We start from the raw sequence: 22,423 nt of genomic DNA, 5'->3' as shown, positions 1-22,423 counted from the left end.
CCAGCGGCTCATTCACCTGGTTATGACAGCCCTGCGCAAGCGGTCAAGCGCTTCATAACGTTCCGAATGACGCACAATACGGTGCCTGCCGTCCAGCGAGACCGATACAGCTCCGGCTCTATCACACTCAGGGCGCAACGTTGAGTTAGGCACCACCTATTCAGGCATGTCGGGATCCCGGCATCGCATCGCATGACGGCAGGCTCCCTGAGCCTGCCGTTTTTCGTTTTACGCTAAGGCTTTCCTCTCGCAGCACACTCCGTTAGCATCGGGCTGACTAAAAACAGGAGAGCTTCCCGTGAAAAAATGGCGTCTGTTTCCCCGATCGCTGCGCCAGCTGGTGCTGATGGCCTTTCTGCTGGTGCTGCTGCCGCTGCTGGTGCTCGCCTGGCAGGCGTGGGAAAGCCTCTCCGCGCTGAGCAATCAGGCGGCCGATATCAATCGCAATACGCTGACCGATGTGCGCCGCAGCGAGGCGATGGCGCGCACCGCGCTTGAACTGGAACGAAGCTACCGCCAGTACTGCGTGCTGGACGATCCGATGCTGGCGAACCTTTATCAGACTCAACGAACCAAATATGCCCGCATGCTGGAAGAGCAGGCGGCGGCGGTGCCCGACGATCGGCTAACGCAGTCGTTGCAGCAGCTGCTGTCCGGACTGGCGAAAATAGCGTGCGACAACAGCAGTCCTGTTAAGACGGCTTCCGACAATCTGGAACGTTTTTCCGCCGTCAACGGCCGGCTGGTGCAGTCCACGCGTGATGCAGTATTTTCACGTGGGCTACAGCTGCAGCGCGAAATAGCCGAACGCGGCCAGTATTTCGGCTGGCAGGCGCTGATCCTGTTTCTGCTCAGTTTAGGGCTGGTGGTGCTGTTTACCCGCATGATCATCGGGCCGGTCAAGGCGGTCGAGCGCATGATCAACCGGCTGGGTGAAGGGCGTTCGGCCGGGCACAATCTCGCGCTGAAAGGCCCGCGCGAGCTGCGTTCTCTCGGCCAGCGGATCTTATGGCTTAGCGAGCGCCTGGCCTGGCTTGAATCGCAACGACATGAGTTCCTGCGCCATATCTCTCACGAGCTGAAAACGCCGCTGGCCAGCATGCGTGAAGGGACGGCGCTGCTGGCGGATGAAGTCGCCGGCCCGCTGACCACCGATCAGCGCGAGGTGGTCGCCATCCTCGACGAAAGCAGCCGCCATCTGCAACGGCTGATTGAGCAGCTGCTGGACTATAACCGCAAGCTTTCAGAGGCGCAGGTGGTGCTGAAGCCGGTGGAGCTGCAACCGCTGATCGAGCGCATCGTCAGCAGCCACAACCTCACGGCACGCAAGCGCCTGATCCAGACCGATATTGCCCTGACCGCCACCGCCTGCCGGGCGGATGAAGCCCTGCTGACAAGGGCGATCGATAATCTCTACTCGAATGCGATACACTACGGCGATGAATCCGGTACCATCTGGATCCGCAGCTGGCCGCAGGGCCGCAAGGTCATCATCGAGGTCGCCAACAGCGGCACGCCGATACCGGATGCGGAGCGGGCGATGATTTTTGAGCCTTTCTTTCAGGGAAGCCAGCAGCGCAAAGGCGCGGTAAAAGGCAGCGGTCTGGGCCTGAGCATCGCCAAAGACTGCGTGCATCGCCTGCTGGGCGATCTACAGCTGACCGCCAGTAAAGAGGCCGACGTCTGCTTTCGCATCGAACTTAACTCCATTGGCGAGAACAAATAATGCGATTACCTTTCTTTTTTCCGGCTGCGGGATCGGTTATGCAGCTGGGCAAATACACGGCAGCCGCGCTGCTGGCTGGCCTGCTGGCCGCCTGCGCGAGCGACGCGCCCGGCGCTAAAATCGTGGGTCATAGCGCGCCCGTAGAACCGGAAGCAAAGATAGTGGACTACCGGCTGGTGGACTGCGCCCGGATCTGGGACGTGGAAGAGAGCAAAACCAGCAATCCGCTTTACTGGCTGCGGGCGACAGACTGCGCGGCGCGGCTTTCTGCCGCTGACGCGCGCGCTCAGGCACGCCAGCAGGGCGGCGACAGCTGGCAGGGCGCTTTCAAAGAGGCGGTGCTGATGGCCAACGGTAACGTCACGCCCGTCGAGCGGCGTCAGTATATGCTCCAGCTGGACGCCTTCAGCCGCGACTATCCCGCCGCCGTGCGCCCGCTGCTTCAGCTGTGGCGTGATAACCAAATGGCGCAGCTGCAGCTCTCCGAGGAGCGCACCCGCTACCATCATTTGCAGCAGACCAGCGATGCCCAGCTGGACGCGCTGCGCCAGCAGCAGGCGACGCTGAACAGCGAGCTTAAAGTCACCCGACGCAAGCTGGACACGCTAACGGATATTGAACGTCAGCTCTCCACGCGCCGTTCGCCCGACGGCAGCGACGGCCACAGCGAGAAAAACGACGCGGAAAAAGGAGCGCAGCGATGATAAAAAAATCGGCAAACCTGCTGCTGGTGGATGACGATCCCGGCCTGTTAAAGCTGTTAGGGATGCGCCTGGGCAGCGAAGGGTTTAGCGTATCCACCGCCGAAAGCGGGCCGGAGGCGCTGCGCACGCTGCAAAACGAGCGCATTGATTTGGTCATCAGCGACCTGCGCATGGATGAAATGAACGGTCTGGCGCTGTTTGCCGAGGTGCAGAAAAGCCATCCCGGCATGCCGGTGATTATTCTTACCGCTCACGGCTCGATCCCCGAAGCCGTTTCCGCCACGCAGCAGGGCGTATTCAGCTTTTTAACCAAGCCGGTGGATCGCGACGCGCTCTATAGCGCCATCGATCAGGCTCTGGCACATCGCGCGCCGGCCAGCGACGACGCCTGGCGGGAAAGCATTGTTACCCGCAGCCCGGTGATGCTGCGGCTGCTGGACCAGGCCAGGATGGTGGCGCAGTCCGACGTCAGCGTGCTGATCAACGGCCAGAGCGGAACCGGAAAAGAGATCCTGGCGCAGGCGATTCATGCCGCCAGCCCGAGAGCCGGCAAGGCTTTTATCGCGATTAACTGCGGCGCGCTGCCGGAGCAGCTGCTGGAGTCCGAGCTGTTCGGCCACGCAAAAGGTGCTTTTACCGGCGCGGTGAGCCAGCGCGAAGGGCTGTTTCAGGCCGCAGAAGGCGGCACGCTGTTTTTAGATGAAATCGGCGATATGCCGCAGGCGCTCCAGGTCAAGCTGCTGCGCGTGCTGCAGGAGCGCAAGGTGCGGCCGCTGGGCAGCAATCGCGATCTGGATATTAACGTACGTATTATTTCCGCCACGCATCGCGATCTGCCGAAGGCCATGGAGAAAAAAGAGTTCCGCGAGGATCTCTATTATCGTCTGAACGTGGTGACGCTGCGCCTGCCGGCGCTGCACGAGCGCGCGGAAGATATTCCGCTGCTGGCGAACCATTTGCTGAAGCAGTCCGCCGAAAGGCATAAGCCCTTTGTCCGCAGCTTTTCTACCGATGCGATGAAGCGCCTGATCGCCGCAAGCTGGCCGGGCAACGTGCGCCAGTTGGTTAACGTCATCGAGCAGTGCGTGGCGTTAAGCTCCGCGCCGGTAATAGGCGAAGCGCTGGTGGAGCAGGCGCTGGCGGGCGAAAACACGGCGCTGCCAACTTTTGTCGAGGCCAGAAACCAGTTCGAGCTGAACTACCTGCGCAAGCTGCTGCAAATGACCAAAGGCAACGTGACGCACGCGGCGCGCCTGGCCGGACGCAACCGCACGGAATTCTACAAGCTGCTGTCGCGCCATGAGCTGGATGCCTCTGATTTTAAAGAATAGTTTTTTTGTGCCGCATCGCGGTGCAGATATGATAGTTTATCTGCCCGGCAAAAGTGACAGACCGCGCGGCGGATCCTGTCTGCTGCACATATACTGAATACGCTTACCCTCCGGCTGGCGAGGGAACAACAAGGGTCTGCCATGAAAAAGATCGATGCAATTATCAAACCGTTCAAACTGGATGATGTGCGCGAGGCGCTGGCTGAAGTCGGCATCACCGGGATGACCGTGACCGAAGTGAAGGGGTTTGGCCGCCAGAAAGGGCACACCGAACTTTATCGCGGCGCGGAATATATGGTCGATTTTCTGCCGAAAGTTAAAATCGAGATCGTTATCGCCGACGATATTGTGGATACCTGCGTGGAAACGATTATGCGCACCGCCCAGACCGGGAAAATCGGCGATGGCAAAATTTTTGTCTTCGACGTGGCGCGCGTGGTGCGTATCCGTACCGGCGAAGAAGATGAAGAAGCGATCTGAGTCGCCTGTCTTCAGGTAAAAAAGGCCGGACTATCCGGCCTTTTGCGTATTACAGCACTTTATGCGGGCCGAATACCTCATAGTGCACGCGCTCAACCGCTACTCCCATGCTCACCAGCTGTTCAGCGATATGCTGCATAAAGCCGACCGGGCCACAAAGATAGAAGTGCATGGCCGGATCGCTGAGCTGCTCTGCGATCGGCAGCAGATCCATCAGGCCCGGCGTCTGATAGCGATCGCTATCGTCGGGCTGCGGATCCCGATACCAGATATGCTGTGAAAACTGCGCCAGCTGCTGGCCCGTCGCTACAACCTCATCAGCAAAAGCGTGGGTTTTGCCGTTATCTGCCGCGTGCAGCCAGCGTACCGGCGCAGGGTGGTGCTGTTCCGCCAGCACGTGCAGCATCGCCAGCATCGGCGTCTGACCGACGCCCGCTGAAATCAGCGTGACCGGCGTTTGCGGCGTGATATTCAGGAAGAAATCTCCGGCAGGCGCTGCCAGGCGCACCTCGTCGCCCACTTTGGCGTGATCGTGCAGCCAGCCGGAAACCGTTCCGCCCGCCTCATGCCGCACCGCAATCCGGTAATCTTTGCCGTTTGGCGAACGCGTCAGGGAATACTGGCGGATCTCCTGATTAGCAAAGCTTTTTTCCCGCAGCCAGACGCCCAGATACTGCCCGGCCTGATAATCGGCTACCGGCTGACCATCAACCGGGCTGAAGACAATACTTTTTATTACTTCGCTTTGTGGCGTAATCTCGCTGATGCGGAACGCGCGCGGCGTCCGCCAGCCGCCCACTTTTTGTTCCGACGCCTCATACAGCTCTTCTTCACGCTTAATAAACACGTCTGCCAGCACGCCATAGGCTTTTCCCCACGCATCCAACACTTCCTGGCCGGGGCTGAGCATCTCATCCAGCGTGGCCAGCAGGTGTTCGCCCACTACCTGGTAATGTTCAGGCTGCACGGCAAAGCTGGTGTGCTTCTGCGCGATTTTCTCAACCGCCGGCAGAATAGCGGGCAGGTTTTCAATATTGCCCGCATAGGCGCAGATAGCGTTGAACAGCGCTTCACGCTGATTGCCGTTGCGCTGGTTGCTCATATTGAAGATGTCTTTCAGCTCCGGATGATGGCTGAACAGCCGATCGTAAAAGTGGGCGGTAAGGGCGGGGCCGGTAGCCAGCAAAGCCGGGATGGTCGCTTTGATGGTGCTGATAGTGCGGGCGTCTAACATGGCGAACTCCTGAGGATTTTTATAAGTTGCATTTTAAATGCATCTTATAGCGAAACGCGTCACGCTGTAAATAACCTTTAACCAGACAAGGGCATTTATTACCATAAAAAAAGGACGATGTTGAAAAACCTGCACGTAGATGATGATGAAACAGACGAGCCGCCACGCCAGGGAAAAAGAGAACTAACCCTTGCCAGCGCTGGAGCCAATCGTTTGCGTAAAAACCCTGCTTTCCGGCTATCCCTGAGCAGGCAAAACGGTTTACACTGTTGGCCTTCGCCCAAAAGGGCCGTTCAATGCCGAATAGATTGTTAGCTGAGTCAGGAGAAGCGGATGTTAAAGCGTGATATGAATATTGCCGATTATGATGCCGAGTTGTGGCAGGCAATGGAGCAGGAGAAAGTGCGTCAGGAAGAGCATATTGAACTGATTGCTTCGGAAAACTACACCAGTCCGCGCGTCATGCAGGCGCAGGGATCTCAGCTGACCAACAAATATGCGGAAGGCTATCCGGGCAAGCGCTACTACGGCGGCTGTGAGTATGTTGATATCGTAGAGCAGCTGGCGATCGATCGCGCTAAAGAGCTGTTCGGCGCCGATTTCGCCAACGTGCAGCCGCACTCCGGTTCTCAGGCTAACTTTGCCGTTTATACCGCGCTGCTGCAGCCGGGCGATACCATTCTGGGCATGAACCTGGCGCACGGCGGCCATCTGACCCACGGCTCCCCGGTTAACCTTTCCGGCAAGCTGTACAACGTGGTGCCTTACGGCATCGACGAGACCGGCAAAATCGATTATGACGATCTGGCCGCGCAGGCGCAGAAGCATAAGCCGAAAATGATCATCGGCGGTTTCTCTGCCTACTCCGGCATCTGCGACTGGGCGAAAATGCGTGAAATCGCTGACAGCATCGGCGCTTACCTGTTTGTCGACATGGCGCACGTCGCCGGTCTGATTGCCGCAGGCGTTTACCCGAACCCGGTTCCGCACGCGCATATCGTAACCACCACCACCCATAAAACCCTGGCGGGCCCGCGCGGCGGCCTGATCCTGGCGAAGGGCGGCGATGAAGATTTCTATAAAAAGCTGAACTCCGCCGTCTTCCCTGGCGGCCAGGGCGGCCCGCTGATGCACGTGATTGCTGGTAAAGCGGTAGCGCTGAAAGAAGCGATGGAGCCGGAGTTCAAGGTCTATCAGCAGCAGGTTGCCAAAAACGCTAAAGCGATGGTGGAAGTCCTGCTGGAGCGCGGTTACGACATCGTTTCCGGCGGCACCTATAACCACCTGTTCCTGATCGATCTGGTGAGCAAAGGCCTGACCGGTAAAGAAGCTGATGCGGCGCTGGGCCGTGCCAACATCACCGTTAACAAAAACAGCGTGCCGAACGATCCGAAAAGCCCGTTTGTGACTTCCGGCATCCGTATTGGCTCGCCAGCGGTGACTCGTCGCGGCTTTAAGGAAGCGGAAGTGCGCCAGCTGGCCGGCTGGATCAGCGACATTCTTGACAATATCAACGATGAAACGACCATCGAACGCGTGAAAAAGCAGGTGCTGGAACTGTGCGCCCGCTTCCCGGTGTACGCGTAAAAGCCATAAGCCTGCGGGATGCTGTATCCCGCTTCAGAACGCCGGAGAATTTTCCGGCGCGACAACGAAACGGGACGCTACGTCCCGTTTTTTTCGTCTGTACATTGCCGGAGGAAAAATGGCAATCCGTTCTGCGTGGTGGCTGGGGCTGGGCTACTTCACCTACTTCTTTACCTACGGCGTCTGGCTGCCGTTCTGGGCCGTCTGGCTGAAAGGCATCGGACTTGATGCGGAAAAAATCGGCCTTTTATTAGGCGTCGGCATGGTTTCCCGCTTTACCGGCAGCCTGCTTATCGCTTCCCGCGTGACGACGCCTTCGCGCCTGATTAGCGTGCTGCGTCTGCTGGCGGGGCTGTCGCTGCTGTTTGCCCTGGGCTTTTGGTTTAGCGCGTTCTGGGTCTGGCTACTGCTGGTCATGATTGGCTTCAACCTGTTTTTCTCTCCGCTGGTGCCGCTGAGCGACGCGCTGGCCGCCACCTGGCAACGGCAGATTGCAATGGCTTACGGCCCGGTCAGGCTGTGGGGATCGCTGGCGTTTGTTATCAGCTCGGCGCTGACCGGCGTGCTGGTTAACGCTTTCTCTTACCAGGCGATCCTGTGGCTGCTCTGTGCAGGAACGGCGGCGATGCTCGGCGGGATGCTGCTTCGCCCGGCGACCCCGCCGCAGGGGAGCGACAAGGTTGTCGCACGTGCGGGCTGGCAGGACTGGCAGCGGCTGCTGAAATCATCCTGGCGCTTTCTGCTCTGCGTCACCCTGATGCAGGGCGCGCACGCGGCCTATTATGGCTTTAGCGCTATCTGGTGGCAGGATGCAGGCTATTCGGCGAGCGTGGTGGGCTACCTCTGGTCCTTGGGCGTGGTGGCAGAAATTATCGTGTTTGCCTCCAGCAACCGGCTTTTTGGGCGCTGGACCGCACGGGACCTGCTGCTGCTCTCCGGCGTATGTGCGCTGATCCGCTGGAGCCTGATGGCCTCAACCACGGCGCTGCCGCTGCTGATCGTAGCGCAGATCCTGCACTGCGGCAGCTTTACCATTTGTCACCTGGCGGCGATGCGCTTTATCGCCGCCAGGGAAGGCGCCGAGGTTATTCGTCTGCAGTCCGTATATTCGGCGCTGGCGATGGGCGGCGGCATTGCGGTAATGACGATAGTCTGCGGGGCGCTGTTCCAGCATCTGCACGGCGATATATTTTGGGTGATGGCGCTGCTGGTGGTGCCGGCGCTGTTTCTGCGGCCGGAAAAGAGCGCTCGCATTGCGGCGAAAACCTAATCGCACTGCGGCTTTGCTAAAATACTCCCCCTTTGCGCGTAGCGCATTGGGGGAAGTACCTCAGAACTTATGCTTGACGATAATGTAGCCGTTAAACCTTACGGCACAATCCTTATCATTCACAAAAGGCGACACAGTTAACCGCACGGGCGGCGGCCTCTCAACAGGCAAAAAGTAAAAATCAGGCAACAAGGTATTCAAAGCCATTGGGCATTGATTTTATATAAAACAGACGTAGTTATAGGCCACTATGGGATTTTCAGTCCGCAAACCTTAATCCCGCCTGCCGCTATGTGACTCAGCAAAACAGATGCTTTGCCTGCAAGTTCTAACCTGCTTTTCGCAGGCCCGGGTCAGGACTCCAGCAGCAGCCTGATACGATCCTGCTGATGCGGCTGTAGCGGCAGTTCCGCATGGATTAACGGCGGAGAGTAGAGCGGCAGCGGCGTGGCATAGGGCGTAATCACCAGCGCAATACCCTTTGGGGCGCTGCTGCGCTGATATTCCGCCACGTCCAGATATTTGATGTTCAGCGGCAGCAGCGTTAATTCCCGGAGCTGCTGTTCGAGCTCTTTTTCCAGCGCGGCATCTTTTCCGGTTAGCAGCAGTACCTGTTTTTCCTGCAGCACGTTTTCCTGCATCAGCCACGCGCCGAAAATAATAGCAATAAGCCCCATCTCTTCTTCAGAAAAACGCAGCGAGTAGCGCTGTTCAAAGCTGACTATTGCCGCCTGGGTGGTACGCAACAGCCGTGGATAAAGCTGCAGAACCTCTTCCGCCAGGCTGTTATCAATGCCGATACCAAACAGGGATCGCTCCAGCGCCTGCGCCATGTGCGTATAGAGCTGTTCGCACAGGCCCTGCACGTTGCCGATACGGTGACCGGAAAGCATCTGAAATTGCTCAATCAGCCGATAAATATCGGCAAGCAGCTGCTGCTCATAGTCATGACGGATCCCGGCGAGGGTGGGCGTATGAAGCTGGCTGAACAGCAGGGCAAGCAAGCAGGCAATATTCGCCTCCGGCGCGGCCTTACAGCGTTTTTGCCAGTGCTGCACAATCTCCTGCGCTACCTGATATTCCCGACGCTTTGCCAGCCAGGCCTGCTGGGCCTCATTAAATGACAGGGGCGCCTGGCGACCCAGCGAATGCTGCATAAACAGCGCCAGAAACTGACAGTCGCGCGGCGTAAAGTCTCGTGACAAACCCTGCGCGCAGTGGTGAACCAGCGCATTCAGGTTATGGTCATCATAAAGGGCTTTTTCTATCCGCAGCGTTTGCAGCTGCTGCTTCAGCGCCGGAGAAAAATGCTGCCGAACAAAATCAGGGCTTAGCCGCAGCGCGCGTTTAAGCCAATGCAGCAGGCAAAGCCGCCGATCCAGTTCCGCACCGTCAATCCGATAGCCGTCAGTAGCGTGCTGTAGCAGCGACAGCCGGTGATAGCGCTGGATTTCTGCCGTGACCTCCGCTATATCTTGCCGGGCCACGGAAGGATCCACGCCGTTGAGCTGGCACAATAGCTCCAGCGTGACGCTGCCTGGCAGATAAAGCAGTAATAGCAGATGGCAGCGTCGCTGCGGACTGGAGAAAGCAGCTGGCCCGATTAGAGGTTGAGTCATGATCTGCTGTCCCGATAAAAGTCACCCCGCTAAGAATAGCGTGACCCGGTCGGACTAAACCGACAGCCAGCAGATTTTTTTGTAGCTTTTAAGGCAGGTCACAGATTTTTTCACCGGTTGGATAAGGAGCAGGTATTGTTACGTTATAACATTTTTATCAGACTGCTGTGCATAGCGCTGCTGATGGTAATGCCGCAAGCATGGAGCCATCCCCATAGCTTTATCGCTATGCAGGCCACGCTGGTGCAGCAGGACGATCGGCTGACCGGCCTGAAAATGCACTGGGTGATGGATGAGATCACCTCCGCCGATTTATTGTACGACGCGGGCAAAGCCAAACCGGATTCGGTGGTCTGGAAAAAACTGGCGGCGGAAGTGATGGCCAACGTGATGGCGCAGCATTATTTCGCCGAGTTTTGGCATAAAGGCAAGCCGGTGAAATTTGGCAACTTACCGCCGGAATACCGGCTGTCGCGAGAGGGAAACAAAGCCGTGCTGGAGTTTATTCTGCCGCTGGACGAACCGCAGCCGCTGGCCGGACAGCGCTACACCTTTTCCATTTTCGATCCGACTTACTTTGTCGATATGACTTTTGCATCCGAACAATCGCTGCATCTTCCGCCAGAGCTGGCGCAGCGCTGCCGATTGACGCTTAAAACGCCCAATCCCAACGCTTCGCTCCAGACCTATGCGCTGTCGCTGGATAAAGCCGATGCGCCGCCTGCCGATATGGATCTTGGCCGTCAGTTTGCCCAAACGGTGACCTTATTATGTCAGTGATGTCCGTAGCGCAGCGATCCCGCAGCCGCTGGCTTCAGGCGTGGCCGCTTTATCTGCTGCTGTTGGTATTTATCGCAGCGGGTGTGACAGCCTGGCTGTACTGGCCGCAATTATTGCTGCAAAGCGTGGTCTGGCAGCGCAATTTGCATGTGGAGATGACGGCGCTGCTGCAGCAGGTGGCAAGCCGGCCGCATCAGGTCGGCCTGACGCTGATGGGGTTCAGCCTGATTTATGGCATCCTGCACGCGCTTGGGCCGGGCCACGGCAAAGTAGTGATTGCAACGTTTCTGGCTACGCATCCCACGAAGATGAACACCAGCATCCGGCTGACCCTGGCCGCAACCCTCCTACAGGGCGGCGTGGCGATTGCGCTGGTGACGATAATGCTGGTGGTGCTACAGCTCTCTTCCCGCCAGCTGCATGTGGGCAGCTACTGGCTGGAAAAGGGCAGTTATCTGCTGGTAGTCGGGCTGGGGCTGTGGTTGTGCTGGCGAGCGGGCGGCAGAATTGTGCGCCTGCTGAAAAAGCCCCGCCTTGCCGTTCGCCGCCTGGTGCCTGTAGAACAGGGCCATCGGCACGGCGCACACTGCGGCTGCGGGCATCAGCACGTGCCGGATAGCGGAATGCTGGATAAGGCGGTCAGCGGTAAAACCAAAGCGCTGGTGGTGCTGTCAATGGGGCTGCGGCCGTGCTCCGGCGCGATTATGATGCTGCTGTTTTCTAAAGTGATCGGCGTTTACGCATGGGGCGTGCTTTCCGCACTGGCGATGGCGGTGGGAACGGCCGTTACGGTAACGGCTATGGCCGTGTTGGTGCAGGTTTCGCGCGCGCTGGCGCTGAAGCTGAGTCGACGAGAAAACGCGCAGAGCGATCGCGCTTTTATCTGGGCAACGCTGTCGCTGGCAGGCGGCCTGCTGCTGCTGGCAACCGGCGTAATGCTGTGGTTGAGCGCGCAGCCTGCGTTATCCGGCGGGATACGACCGCTTTTTTAAATGCGCGGCAATAAAAAAGGGCTGAACAAACGTTCAGCCCTTTCTTGAGAGTGATTTAGCGCTTCAGCGCTTCGCTCAGCTCGTCGCGCATGGTCGCCAGCATCGCTTTTACCACGCGTGGGTTACCGGCGACGATGTTGCCGGAGTGCATATAGCCATGCGCGCCAACGAAGTCGGTCACCAGGCCGCCTGCTTCACGTACCAGCAGCTCGCCCGCGGCGAAATCCCACGGCTTCAGGCCGATTTCAAAGTAGCCGTCCACGCGGCCGGCGGCAACGTAAGCCAGATCCAGCGCGGCAGAACCGGTGCGACGGAAATCCGCGCACTGGGTAAAGAGTTTACCCACGATATTGATATACGGCGTGGCGTGCTGCTTCAGCTTGAACGGGAAACCGGTCGCCAGGATGGTGCCATCCAGATCGCGAGCGGTGGAGCCGCGCAGGCGATAGCCGTTCAGCTGGGTGCCCTGGCCGCGTACGGCGCTGAACAGTTCGTTACGCATTGGATCGTAAACCACGGCCACTTCGGTGCGGCCTTTGATACGTACGGCGATAGAAATACAGAAATGCGGCAGGCGCTTAATGAAGTTAGTAGTGCCATCCAGTGGATCGATAACCCATTGCACATCCTTGTCTTCTCCGGGCAGCTCACCGCTTTCTTCACAAATAATGGTGTGCTTTGGATAAGACTTGCGGATCACCTCAATAATCAGGCGCTCGGCGTCGCGGTCAACATTGGTAACGAAGTCGTTGCTGCCTTTCTGGCTGGCTTCAACGGCGTCTGGCGTTTCATAATTCTTGGCAATTAAATTACCGGCCTTGCGCGCAGCGCGCACGGCGATGTTGAGCATCGGATGCATCGGTCTCTCTCACTGGATGTTAAAGAACGGAAAACGGCGCGGATTATAGCAGGGGGCTCGGTAAAAGTCCTGAAAATATGTTAACATTGGCAAATTATCTCACAGACCTGAACTCCTATGCTGCATAACATCCGAATCGTGCTGGTGGAAACTTCTCACACCGGCAATATGGGATCCGTCGCTCGCGCGATGAAAACCATGGGCCTGACCAACCTTTATCTGGTCAATCCGCTGGTCAAACCTGACTCGCAGGCTATCGCACTGGCCGCTGGCGCCAGCGACGTAATTGGCGAAGCGCACATTGTTGACACGCTTGATGAAGCGCTGGCCGGCTGCAGTCTGGTGGTTGGCACCAGCGCCCGTTCGCGTTCGCTACCGTGGCCGATGCTCGATCCGCGCGAGTGCGGCATCAAGAGCGTGCAGGAAGGGCAGCAGGCGCCGGTTGCGCTGGTGTTTGGCCGCGAGCGCGTGGGCCTGACCAACGAAGAGCTGCAAAAGTGCCACTATCACGTAGCCATTGCCGCTAACCCGGAGTACAGCTCGCTCAACCTGGCAATGGCGGTACAGATCATCGCTTATGAAGTGCGCATGGCGTTTTTGCAATCGCAGGAAACCACGCAGCCCGACTACGAAGAGTCGCCTTATCCGCTGGTCGACGACCTTGAGCGCTTTTACCAGCATATGGAACAGATGATGGTGAGAAGCGGCTTTATACGTGAAGGCAATCCCGGCCAGGTGATGAGCAAGATGCGCCGCCTTTATACGCGGGCGCGTCCGGAGCGCGACGAGCTGAATATTCTGCGCGGCATGCTCTCTTCGCTGGAAAAGCCAAAGAGCGAGAAGTAGTCGAGGCGCGCAAAAAAGCAACGGTAATAGTTGAGTAAATTACCAGGTTAAATACTTGAGTGAATTACTCGGTTAAATAGTTGACCAAAACACTCAGGAATGGCAGACTTCGTCCATCAAATGTTCACGAAAAACCGAGGTCGTTTACGCCATGAGACTGACATCCAAAGGCCGTTATGCCGTTACCGCTATGCTTGATGTTGCGCTGCACTCGCACGAAGGGCCAGTACCTTTAGCTGATATTTCAGAGCGTCAGGGCATTTCGCTGTCCTACCTGGAGCAGCTTTTCTCTCGCCTGCGTAAAAACGGTCTGGTGGCCAGCGTACGTGGGCCAGGCGGCGGCTATCTGCTGGGCAAAGCGTCCGGCGAGATTGCGGTTGGCGCGGTGATCACCGCCGTGGATGAGTCTGTAGATGCGACCAAGTGTCAGGGCAAAGAAGGCTGTCAGGGCGGCGAACGCTGTCTGACCCACGTGCTGTGGCGCGACCTGAGCGAGCGCATCAGCGACTTCCTGAACAACATTACGCTGGCGGAACTGGTGAACAACCAGGAAATCCTGGATGTGGCCGATCGTCAGAACAACACTGAAAAAGCGCGCGTGCCGGCCGGCCGCCTGCATGAAACGATTAACGTCAATCTGCGAGCCTGATTAAAGCGGCGGCGAAAGCCGTCGTCCTCATACCACTCTGTGTCGGGGACGATGGTCACCGACGCGGCAGACCGCATTGAATGACATACTTAACTGTACGGAGTTCAACGCAATGAAAGTCCCGATTTACCTTGATTACGCCGCCACCACGCCCGCCGATCCCCGCGTAGCGCAAAAAATGGTGCAGTTTCTGACCCTTGACGGGACTTTTGGCAATCCGGCTTCCCGCTCCCATCGCTTTGGCTGGCAGGCGGAAGAAGCGGTCGACGTCGCCCGCAACCAGGTTGCCGAACTGATTGGTGCCGATCCCCGCGAAATCGTTTTTACCTCTGGCGCAACCGAATCCGATAATCTGGCCATCAAAGGCGCGGCCGAACTCCAGCAGGAGAAAGGCAAACACATCATCACCAGCCAGACCGAGCACAAAGCCGTGTTGGATACCTGTATCCAGCTGGAGCGCGAAGGGTTCGAGGTAACTTACCTGGCCCCGCAGGCCGACGGCATTATCACGCTGCAACAGCTGCAGGACGCGATGCGCGACGACACCATCCTGGTTTCCATTATGCACGTCAATAATGAAACCGGCGTGGTGCAGGATATTGCAGCTATCGGCGAACTGTGCCAGTCGCGCGGCGTTCTCTTCCACGTTGACGCCACGCAGAGCGTCGGCAAGCTGCCGGTGGATCTCAGCGAGCTGAAAGTCGACCTGATGTCTTTTTCCGCGCATAAGCTCTATGGCCCGAAAGGCATCGGCGGACTTTACGTGCGCAGAAAGCCCCGTATCCGTATCGCCGCGCAGATCCACGGCGGTGGTCACGAGCGCGGCATGCGTTCCGGCACGCTGCCCGTGCATCAAATCGTCGGCATGGGCGAGGCCTACCGTATCGCAAAGGAAGAGATGAGCAGCGAAAGCGCCCGGCTTAACCTGCTGCGCAGAACCCTGTGGGCGGGCCTGAGCGAAATCGACGAGGTGTATCTTAACGGTAGCCTGGAGCAGAGCGCGCCGAATATCCTTAACGTCAGCTTTGCGCACGTGGACGGCGAATCGCTGATTATGGCGCTGAAAGATCTGGCGCTCTCCTCCGGCTCCGCCTGCACCTCGGCCAGCCTTGAACCTTCCTATGTCCTGCGCGCGCTGGGCCTGAGCGAAGAGCTGGCGCACAGTTCGCTGCGCTTTTCGCTGGGGCGCTTTACCACGGGTGAGGAGATCGAATACGCTATCGAGCTGGTGCGTAAATCCATTACCCGCCTGCGTGACTTGTCTCCGCAATGGCGAGCGGCGTCTTCGCGCTAATCTTTTCCGTTCTACGGGCTGTTTAGCCCGTTATGCTTAATCTGTTAATCTTAAAACGAACAGGCAGCGTTATCGCTGCCGTCGGCCGTTGCAAGGTCGATATAACAAATTTTTAACAAGGAGCCAGGTTATGACAACCACGCCAATGATCATTACGCTGTCGACGACAGCGGCGGATGCGCGCTGGGGCGAAAAAGCGACCCTGACCAGCAACGACAGCGGCATGACCATCCACCTTAACGGCGGCGATGTGCTGACCACCATTCAGCGCGCGGCGCGCAAAATCGACGGGCAGGGCATTCGTCACGTCAGCCTGCAGGGCGACTGGGACCTGGAAAAAAGCTGGGCCTTCTGGCAGGGCTATCGCGGGCCGAAAGGCGAAAGAAAAGTTGAATGGGCCGCGCTGAGCGAGGCGGATCGGGCCGAGCTCGATCGTCGTCTGAAAATCATCGACTGGGTGCGCGACACCATCAACCTTCCGGCGGAAGAACTTAGCCCGGAGCAGCTGGCGCAGCGCGCGGTCGATCTGCTCTGCGGCGTGGCGGGCGAAAAGGCCAGCTACCGCATTACCAAAGGCGAGGATCTGCGTCTTCAGGGCTACAGCGGTCTGCATACGGTAGGGCGCGGCTCAACACGCAGCCCGGCGCTGCTGGCGCTGGACTATAACCCGACGGGCGATGAGAAAGCGCCGGTCTTCGCCTGCCTGGTGGGCAAAGGCATCACCTTTGATACCGGCGGCTACAGCCTGAAACCCAGCGGCTCGATGGATTCAATGAAGTCGGATATGGGCGGTGCCGCCACGCTGACCGGCGCGCTGGCGCTGGCTATCGATCGCGGACTGGATAAGCGCGTGAAGCTGTATCTCTGCTGCGCCGACAACATGGTCAGCGGCAACGCTTTCCGTCTGGGCGATATTATTCGTTACCGCAACGGGAAAAGCGTAGAGGTGATGAACACCGATGCGGAAGGGCGCCTGGTGCTGGCGGACGGCCTGATCGACGCCAGCGAACAGAACCCGCAGCTGATGATCGATGCGGCGACGCTGACCGGCGCGGCCAAAACGGCGCTGGGCAACGATTATCACGCGCTGTTCAGCTTTGATGACGCGCTGGCGCAGTCGCTGCTGGAGAGCGCCGCCAGCGAGAACGAACCTTTCTGGCGACTGCCGCTGGCCGAGTTCCATCGCGGCTATCTGCCTTCTAACTTTGCCGATTTAAACAATATTGCCGCGCCTTCGCATACGGCAGGCGCCAGCACGGCCGCCGCGTTTCTGTCGCACTTTGTGAAGCACTATCAGCAGGGCTGGCTGCATATCGACTGCTCAGCGACCTACCGTAAAGGCGCGGTGGATCAGTGGTCTGCCGGCGCGACCGGACTGGGCGTACGTACCGTGGCGAATCTGCTGCTGAAATAGAACGTGTAGCCGGGCGCTGCGCCCGGCGCTTTGACTGGAAGCAAGCAATGAACGAAATCAACCAGCGCCTGGAAGAGGTGTTGAAACTGGCGGCAACCGAGCCTGCGCACCGCCCGGAGTTCTTTACGTTACTGATGGAAGCCAGCGTCTGGGTGCCTGGCGAAAGCGTGGAGCAGGCCGATGCGGAGCTGCAGCACTGGGAAAAAGAGGACGGCACCAGCATTATTCCCTTTTTCACCTCAGAGCAGGCGCTACAGCAGGCCGTCACCGAAGAACAGCCTTTTCTGGTGATGCCGGTACGCACGCTGTTTGCCATGACCCAGGGCGAAACGCTGTTTCTGAATCCCAAACTGCCCGTCGGCAAAGAGTTTTCGCCGGGGGAAATCAGCAGCCTGTTGGGGAAAGAGGGCAACGCCCTGAGCCAGCAAACGGTGCTGGAAGGCGGCGCTTCGCTGCTGCTGTCGGAAATTGCCGAACCGCCTGCGCAAACCATCGCCTCGCTGACGGAGCTGTTTGCTAAACATAAGCAGGTGCGGCGCGCATGGGTAGCGCATATTAAAGAAGCGGCGGACGCGAAGCCTAATTTGTTAATTGGCATTGAAGCCGACGGTGATATCGAAAATATCATTCAGGCGGCGGGCAGCGTGGCGACCGATACGCTGTTAGAGGATGAGCCGGTAGATATTTGCGAAGTAGTGGATAATGACAATATCAGCCACTTCTTTACCGCGCATCTTACGCCCTTTTATGAACGGCGGTGGGGCAGCTTCCTGCGCTCGCTTAAGCAGGACAGGATCCTGTAAACCGCCGGGCGACTTCTGCTTTGCTGATGGCGTTAAAACAGCGCGGCCAGTGTAAATAGCCGCGCTGAATATCGATCGCCATCGCCCGTCTTAATAAGGCTTTCTTTCCGGCCGCCAGGGCGGCTGTTTATCGGGTAGCGATCGGCAAATCGTCGCGGCTACCCCATTCGCCCCAGGAGCCGTCATAGAGCGTGACGTTTTCCACGCCCAGCGACGTCAGCGCCAGGATCAGCACGACCGCCGTCACGCCGGAGCCGCAGCTGGCCACCACCGGCTCGTCGAGCTTCACGCCCTGACGCTGGAAAATGGCCGTCAGCGCCTCCGGCGACTTCAGCTGACCGTTTTCCACCAGTTCGTTCCACGGCACGTTCAGGCTGCCGGGAATATGACCGCGATGCAGGCCCGGACGCGGCTCGTCCACTTCACCGTAAAACCTGTTGGCGGCTCTGGCGTCGACAATCTGCGCGCCGCCTTCGTGGCTGATGACCATCACGTCGGTGATCCGCTTCACCACCGCCGGATCGAAACTGGCCTCAAACTCCGCTTCCGGCAGCGCGACGTCGCCGGTAGCCACCTCGTAACCGGCTTCGCGCCAGCCGCTCAGCCCACCGGCCAGAATGGAAACCGAGGCTACGCCGAACTGACGCAGCATCCACCAGGCGCGCGGCGCAGAGAAGAGGTTACCCTCATCGTAAACCACTAAATGTTTTTCGCTGCTGACGCCCAGCTCGCGCATCGCCACGGCAAAAGCCTCCGCTCGCGGCAGCATATGCGGATAAGGGCTGGCAGGGTCGGAAAGCGCTTCGATATTGAAAAAAGGCGCGTCCGGCAGATGGCCCGCACGGTACTCCGCCTGAATATCGCGAACCTTCTCCTGACCCGGCGGCAGCATACGCGCGTCCAGTACCTGAATATCATCATCGGCATAGTGTTCCGCCAGCCAGTCGGCGGTCACAAACAAAGAGCAAGTCATAGCGGCCTCGCAACAGGAATAGTTGCCCTGAGTGTCGGTTATCCTGACGGGCATCTCAAGATCTTCTCGGGTTTTCTCCACGCCGGGCGGCGAGCTGAAGCATTTTTGCGCGATTGCGCACTAAGGTTGCCAGTCTGTAGGCGCTTAAGCGACTTTTTTAACGATTTGTTGAATATCCGATAGGAATGCGGGCTTATGCCCCCTATAATCGGCGCCATTTTCCCGGCCGGGGAGCCTTTTCACCGGCCAAACTCGACATCAAACAGGGGTCACTATGACTATCGAACGTACTTTTTCTATCGTAAAACCAAACGCGGTGGCAAAAAACGTAATTGGTGCCATTTTTAACCGTTTTGAAAGCGCTGGCTTCAAAATCGTTGGCACCAAAATGCTGCACCTGACCAAAGAGCAGGCTGAAGGCTTCTACGCAGAACACCAGGGTCGTCCTTTCTTCGACGGCCTGGTTGAATTCATGACCTCTGGCCCGGTAGTGGTTTCCGTGCTGGAAGGCGAAAACGCCGTACAGCGTCACCGCGATCTGATGGGCGCAACTAACCCGGACAACGCGCTGGCTGGTACGCTGCGTGCCGACTACGCGGACAGCTTCACCGAGAACGCGACCCACGGTTCTGACTCTGCCGAGTCTGCCGCTCGCGAAATCGCCTTCTTCTTTGGCGAAGGCGAAGTGTGCCCACGCACTCGTTAATTATTGATTATTGATGGCAGGGGAATGCGGCGCGTTTACAATTTATTTTCATAACGCCCTTTAATCCGCAGACGCTCTGCCTGTACAATAATGCGCCCCTGCTCAGCGGGGGCGTTTCATTTATACTTCTTATTAACCTCCCCAGCGCCATAACGTGTAACAACGAGGCCAGAGAATATTATGTCTGAACAAATTGTCACCCCGTCATCTGCTATCACCACGCCAAAAAAAGAAAAAATCAACCTGCTCGATCTGAACCGTCAGCAAATGCGCGAATTTTTTGTTGGCCTGGGCGAAAAGCCGTTCCGTGCCGATCAGGTAATGAAGTGGATTTATCACTACTGCTGTGATGATTTCGATGAGATGACCGACATCAACAAGGTTTTCCGCGGCAAGCTGAAAGAGCTGGCCGAAATCCGCGCGCCGGAAGTGGCGGAAGAGCAGCGCTCGGCGGACGGCACCATCAAATGGGCGATCACGGTCGGTGGCCAGCAGGTGGAAACCGTTTATATTCCGGAGAAAGATCGCGCCACGCTGTGCGTCTCCTCGCAGGTCGGCTGCGCGCTGGAGTGTAAATTCTGCTCGACCGCGCAGCAGGGCTTCAACCGCAACCTGCGCGTATCCGAAATTATCGGCCAGGTCTGGCGCGCGGCTAAAATTATCGGCGCGTCGAAAGTAACCGGCCAGCGTCCTATCACCAACGTGGTAATGATGGGCATGGGCGAGCCGCTGCTCAACCTGAATAACGTTGTCCCGGCGATGGAAATCATGCTGGACGATTTCGGCTTCGGGCTGTCAAAACGCCGCGTGACGCTGTCCACCTCCGGGGTCGTTCCCGCGCTGGACAAGCTGGGCGATATGATCGACGTAGCGCTGGCGATTTCGCTACATGCGCCAAACGACGCTATCCGCGACGAAATCGTGCCGATCAACAAAAAATATAATATCGAAACCTTCCTGGCTTCCGTCGCGCGCTACATCTCCAAGTCCAACGCCAATCAGGGCCGCGTGACCATCGAGTATGTCATGCTGGATCACGTCAACGACAGCACCGATAACGCGCATGAGCTGGCCGCGCTGCTGAAAGAGACGCCGTGCAAGATTAACCTTATTCCGTGGAACCCCTTCCCGGGCGCGCCGTATGGCCGGAGTTCGAACAGTCGCATCGATCGCTTCTCTAAAGTGTTGATGGATTATGGTTTTACCACTATTGTGCGTAAGACCCGCGGCGATGATATTGATGCCGCCTGCGGCCAGCTTGCTGGTGAAGTCATCGACCGCACGCGCCGCACGATGCGTAAAAAAATGGCCGGCGAAGCGATTTCTGTGAAAGCGCTCTGAAAGCCAGGCTCGCGGCTTGTCCGCTGAGTAAAAGGGCGTAACATCGCTTCCGCTAAGGAGGCGATGATGAATAAGGGATTATCATTTTGGCTGGTCGCGCTGCTGCTTGCGGGCTGTAGCCTGACGACACCGCGCAGCGAGCTGGCCGGGACGCGACTACAATTAGGCCTGGCCTGGCTGGCGCAGGATCAGCTGGCCCCGGCGGAACGCAATTTACGACAGGCGCTGCAGCTGGCGCCTGACGACTATCGCTGCAGGCTTGCCATGGCCCGCTATTTTCAGCGCGTGGGCGACAACGCCTCGGCGCAGGAGCATTACCGAAAAGCCGTGGCGCTGGCAGGACAAAACCGTGACGTAATCAATAATTACGGTGCGTTTCTCTGTCTTTTAGGGCAGTATGATGCGGCCCAGCAGCAGTTCAGTAAGGCGATCCGAATACCGGGTCGCGCCGACGCCCTGGAGAATGCCGGCTATTGCTATCTGCGCGCGGGTGAAGCGCAGAAGGCCAAAGCCGCGTTGCTGGAAGCGACGCAAAACGATGCGGAAAAGGGCGCTGCGCTGCTGGCGGAAGCCGAAAGGCGATTTGGAAAGAACGAGCGCGATTCATCGCGGCTCCTGTTAGATGTTTATCAACACAACTTTGCCGCTTCGGCGCAGAGCTTGTGGTTAGAGATTCGCTTCGCCGCGCGGGCAGGGCATCCGGAGAGCATCCGGCTTGCCGGGGAACAGCTGGCGCGAAATTTTCCACAATCGATACAGTACCTGCATTTTTTAGCTAATGAATACTGAAGCCACTCAAGATAAATCAGCAGTAAATTCAACAGGCGAGCGCCTGCGCGTAGCCCGTGAGCAAATGGGCCTGTCTCAGCAGAACGTTGCGGAGCGCCTTTGCCTGAAACTTTCCACCGTCCGCGATATTGAAGAGGACAAGGCGCCTGCGGATCTGGCGTCTACCTTCCTGCGTGGCTATATCCGTTCTTACGCCCGGCTGGTGCACGTGCCGGAAGAAGAGCTGCTGCCGATGATGGCGAAACAGGCACCCGTACGGGCTGCTAAAGTCGAGCCGATGCAGAGTTTTTCCCTGGGCAAACGCCGCAAAAAACGCGACGGCTGGCTGATGATTTTTACCTGGCTGGTGCTGTTTGTGGTGGTAGGCCTGACCGGCGCATGGTGGTGGCAGAACCACAAGGCGGCGCAGGACGATCTGGTTTCAATGGCCGATCAGAATGTCAGCGCAGGCGGCGATAACAGCCAGTCCATTCCGCTGAACAACAGCGGCGCGGACGGCATGTCGCCAGCCGAAGAGGCGCCGACGGCGCCGGCCCAGAGCGCGCCTGCGGATACCGCGGCCGCGCCTGACGCTGCTGCCACTTCTTCTGCGGCCAATACTTCAGCTGCCGCGACCGGCTCTGCCGCCTCCGCAGCCAATACTTCAGCCGCTGCTACCGGCTCAGCCGCGCCGGTTGCGGTTTCGCCTTCGCAGGTGCCGGCCGACAACGGCCAGATGCCGACGGCTTCTGCAGGCGTTAGCGCGCCAGCCGCCGAGGCCAACGCGCTGGTTATGAACTTCAGCAAAGAGTGCTGGCTGGAAGTTTCCGATGCGACAGGCAAGAAACTGTTCAGCGGGATCCAGCGTAGTGGTGGTAAACTCAGCCTTTCCGGCACGGCGCCATATCGTCTTAAGATTGGCGCGCCGGGCGCCGTTCAGATCCAGTATCAGGGCCAGCCGGTCGATCTGAGTCGTTTTATCCGTAGCAACCAGGTTGCCCGCCTGACAGTCGGTGCGCAATAACGCATCTTCTGGTCGCGAGTAAT

At 58.2% G+C, this 22,423-nt stretch carries 21 protein-coding genes; 17 read left to right on the top strand and 4 right to left on the bottom strand.

The features are described from left to right. Positions 1-298 precede the first annotated feature (298 nt). The 4 genes from QZH36_RS18305 (at position 299) to glnB (ending at position 4,241) form a co-directional block, all read left to right on the top strand. On the top strand, positions 299-1,726 hold the full coding sequence (locus tag QZH36_RS18305; RefSeq protein ID WP_301252049.1) for a sensor histidine kinase: 1,428 nt from the start codon (positions 299-301) through the stop codon (positions 1,724-1,726). A 38-nt stretch (positions 1,727-1,764) separates the two neighbouring features. Then, positions 1,765-2,430: a two-component system QseEF-associated lipoprotein QseG gene (gene qseG, locus QZH36_RS18300; protein WP_253459268.1), complete on the top strand. Its 666-nt coding sequence runs from the start codon at positions 1,765-1,767 to the stop codon at positions 2,428-2,430. Further along, positions 2,427-3,761, top strand: a complete 1,335-nt coding sequence (gene glrR / locus QZH36_RS18295) for a two-component system response regulator GlrR (RefSeq protein WP_253459270.1) — start codon at positions 2,427-2,429, stop codon at positions 3,759-3,761. Before qseG ends, glrR begins: the two co-directional genes overlap by 4 nt. Positions 3,762-3,902: 141 nt before the next feature. Further along, positions 3,903-4,241: a nitrogen regulatory protein P-II gene (gene glnB / locus QZH36_RS18290; protein ID WP_125289509.1), complete on the top strand. Its 339-nt coding sequence runs from the start codon at positions 3,903-3,905 to the stop codon at positions 4,239-4,241. Positions 4,242-4,290: 49 nt separating this feature from the next. Here glnB and hmpA read toward each other — a convergent pair whose 3' ends face one another. After that, entirely contained in the window at positions 4,291-5,475 is a 1,185-nt protein-coding gene (hmpA, locus tag QZH36_RS18285; protein WP_301730818.1) for an NO-inducible flavohemoprotein, read from the bottom strand. A 333-nt stretch (positions 5,476-5,808) separates the two neighbouring features. On the opposite strand from hmpA, the gene glyA reads away from it, so the two are divergent. Then, on the top strand, positions 5,809-7,062 hold the full coding sequence (gene glyA, locus QZH36_RS18280) for a serine hydroxymethyltransferase (RefSeq protein ID WP_301730817.1): 1,254 nt from the start codon (positions 5,809-5,811) through the stop codon (positions 7,060-7,062). A gap of 118 nt (positions 7,063-7,180) precedes the next feature. After that, on the top strand, positions 7,181-8,332 hold the full coding sequence (locus QZH36_RS18275; protein ID WP_253459279.1) for a 3-phenylpropionate MFS transporter: 1,152 nt from the start codon (positions 7,181-7,183) through the stop codon (positions 8,330-8,332). Positions 8,333-8,685: 353 nt separating this feature from the next. Here the strand turns inward: QZH36_RS18275 and csiE are convergent, their stop codons facing one another. Continuing rightward, positions 8,686-9,951, bottom strand: coding sequence for a stationary phase inducible protein CsiE (csiE, locus tag QZH36_RS18270; RefSeq protein ID WP_301730815.1), 1,266 nt, complete (start codon positions 9,949-9,951; stop codon positions 8,686-8,688). Positions 9,952-10,134: 183 nt separating this feature from the next. Between csiE and QZH36_RS18265 the strand changes: the two genes are divergently transcribed. After that, complete coding sequence (locus tag QZH36_RS18265; protein ID WP_301730876.1) at positions 10,135-10,731, top strand: DUF1007 family protein; 597 nt, start codon at positions 10,135-10,137, stop codon at positions 10,729-10,731. Further along, positions 10,722-11,723 (top strand): nickel/cobalt transporter, encoded by a 1,002-nt coding sequence (locus QZH36_RS18260; protein WP_301730814.1) that lies wholly within the window; start codon positions 10,722-10,724, stop codon positions 11,721-11,723. The genes QZH36_RS18265 and QZH36_RS18260 overlap by 10 nt, the downstream gene beginning before the upstream one ends. Before the next feature lie 55 nt (positions 11,724-11,778). Here the strand turns inward: QZH36_RS18260 and suhB are convergent, their stop codons facing one another. After that, positions 11,779-12,582: an inositol-1-monophosphatase gene (gene suhB / locus QZH36_RS18255; RefSeq protein ID WP_253459288.1), complete on the bottom strand. Its 804-nt coding sequence runs from the start codon at positions 12,580-12,582 to the stop codon at positions 11,779-11,781. 117 nt (positions 12,583-12,699) lie between these two features. Between suhB and trmJ the strand changes: the two genes are divergently transcribed. The 5 genes from trmJ to sseB all read left to right on the top strand — a co-directional run bounded on the left by trmJ (position 12,700) and on the right by sseB (position 17,588). Then, on the top strand, positions 12,700-13,428 hold the full coding sequence (gene trmJ / locus QZH36_RS18250; protein WP_253459291.1) for a tRNA (cytosine(32)/uridine(32)-2'-O)-methyltransferase TrmJ: 729 nt from the start codon (positions 12,700-12,702) through the stop codon (positions 13,426-13,428). 151 nt (positions 13,429-13,579) lie between these two features. Continuing rightward, positions 13,580-14,077 (top strand): Fe-S cluster assembly transcriptional regulator IscR, encoded by a 498-nt coding sequence (gene iscR / locus QZH36_RS18245; protein WP_253459294.1) that lies wholly within the window; start codon positions 13,580-13,582, stop codon positions 14,075-14,077. A gap of 112 nt (positions 14,078-14,189) precedes the next feature. Beyond that, positions 14,190-15,371 carry an IscS subfamily cysteine desulfurase gene (locus tag QZH36_RS18240; protein WP_253459297.1) on the top strand — a complete coding sequence of 394 codons (1,182 nt, stop codon included), beginning with the start codon at positions 14,190-14,192 and terminating at the stop codon, positions 15,369-15,371. Between the two features lie 130 nt (positions 15,372-15,501). Further along, entirely contained in the window at positions 15,502-16,785 is a 1,284-nt protein-coding gene (pepB, locus tag QZH36_RS18235) for an aminopeptidase PepB (protein ID WP_253459300.1), read from the top strand. A gap of 47 nt (positions 16,786-16,832) precedes the next feature. Then, positions 16,833-17,588, top strand: coding sequence for an enhanced serine sensitivity protein SseB (gene sseB, locus QZH36_RS18230; protein WP_301730813.1), 756 nt, complete (start codon positions 16,833-16,835; stop codon positions 17,586-17,588). 127 nt (positions 17,589-17,715) lie between these two features. Here the strand turns inward: sseB and sseA are convergent, their stop codons facing one another. Beyond that, positions 17,716-18,561 carry a 3-mercaptopyruvate sulfurtransferase gene (sseA, locus tag QZH36_RS18225; RefSeq protein ID WP_253459307.1) on the bottom strand — a complete coding sequence of 282 codons (846 nt, stop codon included), beginning with the start codon at positions 18,559-18,561 and terminating at the stop codon, positions 17,716-17,718. A gap of 274 nt (positions 18,562-18,835) precedes the next feature. Between sseA and ndk the strand changes: the two genes are divergently transcribed. The 4 genes from ndk (at position 18,836) to rodZ (ending at position 22,400) form a co-directional block, all read left to right on the top strand. Then, complete coding sequence (gene ndk / locus QZH36_RS18220) at positions 18,836-19,267, top strand: nucleoside-diphosphate kinase (RefSeq protein ID WP_125289523.1); 432 nt, start codon at positions 18,836-18,838, stop codon at positions 19,265-19,267. A gap of 180 nt (positions 19,268-19,447) precedes the next feature. Further along, positions 19,448-20,608 (top strand): dual-specificity RNA methyltransferase RlmN, encoded by a 1,161-nt coding sequence (gene rlmN / locus QZH36_RS18215; protein ID WP_253459309.1) that lies wholly within the window; start codon positions 19,448-19,450, stop codon positions 20,606-20,608. A 66-nt stretch (positions 20,609-20,674) separates the two neighbouring features. After that, entirely contained in the window at positions 20,675-21,397 is a 723-nt protein-coding gene (gene pilW, locus QZH36_RS18210) for a type IV pilus biogenesis/stability protein PilW (protein ID WP_301730812.1), read from the top strand. After that, on the top strand, positions 21,387-22,400 hold the full coding sequence (gene rodZ / locus QZH36_RS18205; protein WP_301730810.1) for a cytoskeleton protein RodZ: 1,014 nt from the start codon (positions 21,387-21,389) through the stop codon (positions 22,398-22,400). The genes pilW and rodZ overlap by 11 nt, the downstream gene beginning before the upstream one ends. Positions 22,401-22,423 lie beyond the last annotated feature (23 nt).

Origin of the sequence: Erwinia wuhanensis, assembly GCF_030484085.1 — a bacterium.
In the GTDB taxonomy this organism is placed as follows: Bacteria; Pseudomonadota; Gammaproteobacteria; order Enterobacterales; family Enterobacteriaceae; genus Erwinia; species Erwinia aeris.
This window is presented reverse-complemented; position numbering and strand designations above follow the sequence as displayed.

Bases quoted from the DNA above. Each gene is read 5' to 3' on its own strand.
- qseG (WP_253459268.1), top strand. From the start codon at position 1,765: ATGCAGCTGGGCAAATACACGGCAGCCGCGCTGCTGGCTGGCCTGCTG.
- glrR (WP_253459270.1), top strand. From the start codon at position 2,427: ATGATAAAAAAATCGGCAAACCTGCTGCTGGTGGATGACGATCCCGGC.
- glnB (WP_125289509.1), top strand. From the start codon at position 3,903: ATGAAAAAGATCGATGCAATTATCAAACCGTTCAAACTGGATGATGTG.
- hmpA (WP_301730818.1), bottom strand. From the start codon at position 5,475: ATGTTAGACGCCCGCACTATCAGCACCATCAAAGCGACCATCCCGGCT.
- glyA (WP_301730817.1), top strand. From the start codon at position 5,809: ATGTTAAAGCGTGATATGAATATTGCCGATTATGATGCCGAGTTGTGG.
- QZH36_RS18275 (WP_253459279.1), top strand. From the start codon at position 7,181: ATGGCAATCCGTTCTGCGTGGTGGCTGGGGCTGGGCTACTTCACCTAC.
- csiE (WP_301730815.1), bottom strand. From the start codon at position 9,951: ATGACTCAACCTCTAATCGGGCCAGCTGCTTTCTCCAGTCCGCAGCGA.
- QZH36_RS18265 (WP_301730876.1), top strand. From the start codon at position 10,135: ATGGTAATGCCGCAAGCATGGAGCCATCCCCATAGCTTTATCGCTATG.
- QZH36_RS18260 (WP_301730814.1), top strand. From the start codon at position 10,722: ATGTCAGTGATGTCCGTAGCGCAGCGATCCCGCAGCCGCTGGCTTCAG.
- suhB (WP_253459288.1), bottom strand. From the start codon at position 12,582: ATGCATCCGATGCTCAACATCGCCGTGCGCGCTGCGCGCAAGGCCGGT.
- trmJ (WP_253459291.1), top strand. From the start codon at position 12,700: ATGCTGCATAACATCCGAATCGTGCTGGTGGAAACTTCTCACACCGGC.
- iscR (WP_253459294.1), top strand. From the start codon at position 13,580: ATGAGACTGACATCCAAAGGCCGTTATGCCGTTACCGCTATGCTTGAT.
- QZH36_RS18240 (WP_253459297.1), top strand. From the start codon at position 14,190: ATGAAAGTCCCGATTTACCTTGATTACGCCGCCACCACGCCCGCCGAT.
- pepB (WP_253459300.1), top strand. From the start codon at position 15,502: ATGACAACCACGCCAATGATCATTACGCTGTCGACGACAGCGGCGGAT.
- sseB (WP_301730813.1), top strand. From the start codon at position 16,833: ATGAACGAAATCAACCAGCGCCTGGAAGAGGTGTTGAAACTGGCGGCA.
- sseA (WP_253459307.1), bottom strand. From the start codon at position 18,561: ATGACTTGCTCTTTGTTTGTGACCGCCGACTGGCTGGCGGAACACTAT.
- ndk (WP_125289523.1), top strand. From the start codon at position 18,836: ATGACTATCGAACGTACTTTTTCTATCGTAAAACCAAACGCGGTGGCA.
- rlmN (WP_253459309.1), top strand. From the start codon at position 19,448: ATGTCTGAACAAATTGTCACCCCGTCATCTGCTATCACCACGCCAAAA.
- pilW (WP_301730812.1), top strand. From the start codon at position 20,675: ATGAATAAGGGATTATCATTTTGGCTGGTCGCGCTGCTGCTTGCGGGC.
- rodZ (WP_301730810.1), top strand. From the start codon at position 21,387: ATGAATACTGAAGCCACTCAAGATAAATCAGCAGTAAATTCAACAGGC.